Source organism: Sphingobacterium sp. SGG-5, from assembly GCF_011043525.1.
GTDB lineage: Bacteria > Bacteroidota > Bacteroidia > Sphingobacteriales > Sphingobacteriaceae > Sphingobacterium.
Genome location: NZ_JAAKGO010000033.1, coordinates 1 through 597 on the forward strand (window position 1 = coordinate 1; position 597 = coordinate 597).

Consider the following 597-nt stretch of genomic DNA (forward strand, 5'->3'; position numbering starts at 1 on the left):
GCAGCATTATAACTTACAGCTCCTTGGTTAAGGTTCAGTACGACCGGTGTACCGTTTTCACCAGTATAGGTCAGTTCGTTTGTTGCAGCATTGTAACCTAAGGTAGTCAAAGTCTCGTTAGCCAGTACAATAGCTCCTAAGTCAATAGTCTGTATTACACCCAAAGTATTCACATAGCTTAAGATGGAAGTAGCCGGGTCATAAGTCAGGTCCGTATTGTTCAGGTTGACCGGTGTGGCAACCCCTGCCTCGTCGGTATAGGTCAGAACGTTGGAGACAGCATTATAACTTACAGCTCCTTGGTTAAGGTCCAGTACAACCGGTGTGCCGTTCTCTCCTGTATAGGTCAGTTGGTGTGTCGTGTTATCATAAGCAAGGGTTGTCAAAGTCTCCTGCTCTCTGACAAGATCTCCTAAGTTCAGCGTGTTGGTCGTACCGTCCTCATCCACATAAGTTAAGGTCCCGGCGATGTTGTCCACCGAGACAGAGGTCAGGGTTTCGAAGTTCGGGACCATTGTTCCCAGATTCAGCGTATTGGCTGTTCCGTCCTCGTCGTTGTAGGTTAAGATACCAGTAACCGGATCAAAGCTTGCCGAT

Annotated in this window: 1 protein-coding gene; it reads right to left on the reverse strand. The window is 47.7% G+C overall.

Annotated elements, in window-relative coordinates; all coding sequences use genetic code 11:
• Positions 1-597, reverse strand: a 597-nt coding sequence (locus G5B30_RS17135) for a hypothetical protein (protein ID WP_206367179.1), incomplete at both ends; no start/stop codon positions are given.